Consider the following 3677-nt stretch of genomic DNA (forward strand, 5'->3'; position numbering starts at 1 on the left):
GCCGTGCAAGCACGGCCGCTCGGCTCATTGCTCGCGGGAATAAACTGCTACAGTTAAAACGGAGAAATGCATATGGCAGAACGAGTTACGATTCAAGACATTGCGGATGCTCTTGGGCTGTCCCGGAACACAGTCTCCAAGGCCATCAACAACACAGGGCTCCTGGCCGAATCCACCCGGGAGAAGATCCTGCAGAAGGCTATAGACATGGGCTACAAACAGTTTTCCTACGCGACCACCGTTGCAGGGCTGAACGACCGGAAAACAGAGGCGGCATCCGCCGCAAAGGAAATCGCCCTGTTTTCCACCGGCCCTATCAACAATTCCCACTTCGCCTCCACTATGCTGGACAAGCTGCAGCGGGAGCTTTCCCAGCTGGGCTACAGTTTTACCATGCACAGGATCCAGGACGAGGAGGTGTCGGCCCTGCGGCCCCCCGCTTTCTATAATAAGGAAAGGACAGCCGGAATCATCTGCGCGGAAACCTTCGACAGGGCCTACGCCGACATGCTCTGCGGCATGGGAACCCCTGTCCTGTTCGTGGATTCCCCGGTGACAGCCTTAGGCCGGCCTCTGCAGGCGGACTGTCTCTACATGGAGAACGAGGCCAACCTATACAGCATCGTCGGCGAGATGGTCAGGCGGGGCAAGAAGAGGATAGGCTTCATCGGCGAGCATCTGCACTGCCAGTCCTTCTTCGAGCGGTATATGGGATACCGCAAGGCCATGTATCTGTTCAGGCAGCCCTGTCTGGAGGAATACTGCATCATCGGCCACAAGGAAGGAACCAAGATAGCCAGCACCGAGGACTACAGGGAGTATCTCCTGGAAAGTTTTCAGCGCCTGAGCGCCATGCCGGAGGTCTTTCTCTGCGCCAATGACTTCGTGGCGCTGGATGCCCTGGCTGTGCTGCGGGACATGGGACTGTCCGTGCCGGAGGATGTCTGGCTCTGCGGCTTTGACGATTCACCGGAGTCAAAGGTGGTGACGCCCTCCCTCACCACGATTCACATCCACAGCCAGATTATGGGATTCTCGGCAGCGCAGCTGTTGCTGTCCCGCATCAAGGAGCCCTCCCTGAACTTCCGCACCATGCACACGGAGACCACCCTGATCTACAGGAAATCTACAGGAGACTAAGATATCCGAAGGAGAATGCATATGAACAGTCTATTGAATCCGGAAAGCAAGCTGATGCTTATTTTTACCAAAATCGCCTACAGCGCGTATCTGAACATCCTGTGGTTCCTCTGTTGTCTGCCCGTCGTGACAGCGGGGGCTTCCACCACCGCCCTGTTCTATGTGACCCTGAAGATGGCAAAGGACGAGGAAGGGAATGTGACGAAATCCTTTTTCAGGGCTTTTAAGGAGAATTTCAAGAAAGCTACCGTTATCTGGCTGATTCTTCTGGCGCTGGGAATCGTGCTGGCGCTGGACGGATACATATTTTACCATATGCGGTTCGAAAACGCGTTCTGGGCCGTGGGGACCGCTGTCTTTCTGGTGGCAGTGGCCGCCTATGCCATCGTGCTGATGTACATCTTCCCGCTGCTGGCCAGATTCGAGAACACGGTCAGGGCCATGTTCCTGAATTCCATCATGCTGGGCATGCGCTTCCTCCTCTGTACCGCGGCAATGGCGGTCATCTATTTTGTCATGGCCTTTGTAGTCATCAATGTCTTCACGCCGGCCATCGTGTTCGGGGAGGGGCTCTGCGCCCTGCTGTGCTCCCATCTACTGTCCAATATCCTTCTGATGTGCGAGGAGAAGGCGGATCAGCCGGAAAGCGGCGGCATATCTGACGAGAGGGAAGCTGGGGAACTCGAAGGCATATCAGAAGACTGAAGGGAATGCGAATGCTGACGCTGCAGCCAGCGGAAAGAGCATGGGGATGCAGCATAGCCAAAAGGCAGGAGGATAAAAGCAATGAAATCCGAGGGAAATTTCTCATTAAAGGCCGCCCTGGCATCCGCCGGGGAACGCCTGGCCATATTGCTGAAGGACGACAATCTGAACACCCTTCACGGCCGGAAGAAAATCGGGCATATCCTGGCCTATTATAAATTCCCGCTGTTCATCCTGTGCATTTTCCTGTATTTCATCGGATACAATATTTATGGACATATCACCCACAAGGACGTAGTCCTCTATGCCGCTCTGGTGAACGTGGCGGCCGGGGAGGATCTGACCTGGCAGCTCAGGGAAGGTTTCATGGCGTACGCCGGGACGGATATGTCCAAAAACGAGCTGAAGCTCTACACAGACCTCTACCTGACAGATGATGAGCTGAACGCCTATCATGAATATACATATGCCTCCCGCATGAAAATCCTGGCCTCCATCGAGGGGAAGCAGATGGATATCGTCCTCATGAACCGGGAGGCTTTCGACGCCTTCTCCCAGAACGGGTATCTCCATGACCTGGACAGCTTCCTCTCCGCCGAAGACCCGGATCTGTACCGGGCGCTGGAGCCGTCCCTCGTCAGCAACATCGTCATCCTGGAGGACAACGCGGACGATATGGCGTTAGATGATTCTCTCTCTTACAGCGCATTGACGCAGGAGCATCGCTTCGGGCTGAATCTGTCCGAAAGCCCCTATGTGGAGCAGGCCGGGTTCGGCGATACCGTCTATCTGGGCATCGTGGCCAATACGCCCCGGACGGAGGCGGTCATGTCCTATCTGCGGTATCTGGCGGGGGATCGAGCGCCCTTGTCCTGTCCGGATGCCTGATGCCCGCCCCCAGTCAGCCCTCTATCCTCTCTTACACCATCCACCTGGCCAGCACCACGCTCATCACCGTCCCCGCCAGGGTGGCCAGCAGCGCCCCGGCCAAAGTGAACCTTGTCTTCGTCACCTTCGCCGCCAGGAAATACACGCTCATGGTGTAGAACACCGTCTCCGTGCAGCTCATGAGGATGGATGTCAGCATCCCCGCATAGGAGTCCGGCCCGGAGGTGCGGAACACGTCCAATACCAGCCCCGTGGACGCCGAGGAGGAGAACAGCTTCACCACCAGCAGGGGCATCAGCTGGACGGGCAGCCCCACGGCAGCGGCGGCAGGGCCAAGCACTGTCCCCAGCATCTCGAAGAAGCCCGAGGCCCGCAGCATCCCCACCGCCACCAGCAGGCCGATGAGGGTGGGCACGATGTCCACCACAATCTTCAGCCCCTCCTTCGCGCCCTTCAGGAAGGTCTCGTACACCTTTACCCCGGAGACGAAGCCGTAGCCCACGATGAAGAAAATCAGGATAGGGATGATGATGTCCGAAAGATGCGCCAATGCGTTCATACCGTCCTCCCTCCCCTGTCCTTGATTTTGCAGTACGCAATCGCCACCAGGGTGCTCACCAGCGTAGCCGCGATGGCCGGAGCGATGATCGCCGTGGGGTTGGCGCTGCCGTACTGGGCCCTGTAGGCAATCATGTTCACGGGGATCAGCTGCAGGGATGAGATATTGAGGATCAGGAAAATGCACATCTCATTGCTGGCACGCCTGTCCCGGCCCTTTCCCGGACCGCCCCGGCCCGCACCCTCCTGCCTTCGGAAGCTTTCTCCTGCCCCGGATCCCTTTAAGCTCCTTCCTCCGCGGACACCCCCTTCTCCGTATTCCGTCTCCAGATACTCCGGGTTCCCCCGCTGTGCCTCCAGCTTCGCCAGCTCCTCCATGGCCTTCA

At 57.5% G+C, this 3677-nt stretch carries 4 protein-coding genes and 1 pseudogene; 3 read left to right on the forward strand and 2 right to left on the reverse strand.

Going from position 1 to position 3677, the window contains the following annotated elements; all coding sequences use genetic code 11:
- The first annotated feature begins 72 nt into the window (after positions 1–72).
- From Q2B33_RS23515 to Q2B33_RS23525, 3 genes are all read left to right on the forward strand, one after another.
- Positions 73–1140 (forward strand): LacI family DNA-binding transcriptional regulator, encoded by a 1068-nt coding sequence (locus Q2B33_RS23515; RefSeq protein WP_300766828.1) that lies wholly within the window; start codon positions 73–75, stop codon positions 1138–1140.
- Positions 1141–1161: 21 nt separating this feature from the next.
- Complete coding sequence (locus Q2B33_RS23520) at positions 1162–1845, forward strand: YesL family protein (protein WP_300785001.1); 684 nt, start codon at positions 1162–1164, stop codon at positions 1843–1845.
- A gap of 81 nt (positions 1846–1926) precedes the next feature.
- Positions 1927–2733: a hypothetical protein gene (locus Q2B33_RS23525; protein ID WP_296475316.1), complete on the forward strand. Its 807-nt coding sequence runs from the start codon at positions 1927–1929 to the stop codon at positions 2731–2733.
- A gap of 31 nt (positions 2734–2764) precedes the next feature.
- On the opposite strand, the gene Q2B33_RS23530 is transcribed toward Q2B33_RS23525, so the two are convergent.
- A complete protein-coding gene (locus Q2B33_RS23530) occupies positions 2765–3292 on the reverse strand; it encodes a nucleoside recognition domain-containing protein (protein ID WP_296465975.1) in 528 nt (175 codons plus the stop codon).
- Positions 3289–3677: pseudogene (locus Q2B33_RS23535) on the reverse strand (nucleoside recognition protein); the annotation flags it as partial. The pseudogene Q2B33_RS23535 and the gene Q2B33_RS23530, both read right to left, overlap by 4 nt.

This window comes from uncultured Acetatifactor sp. (assembly GCF_948601915.1).
GTDB lineage: Bacteria > Bacillota > Clostridia > Lachnospirales > Lachnospiraceae > Acetatifactor.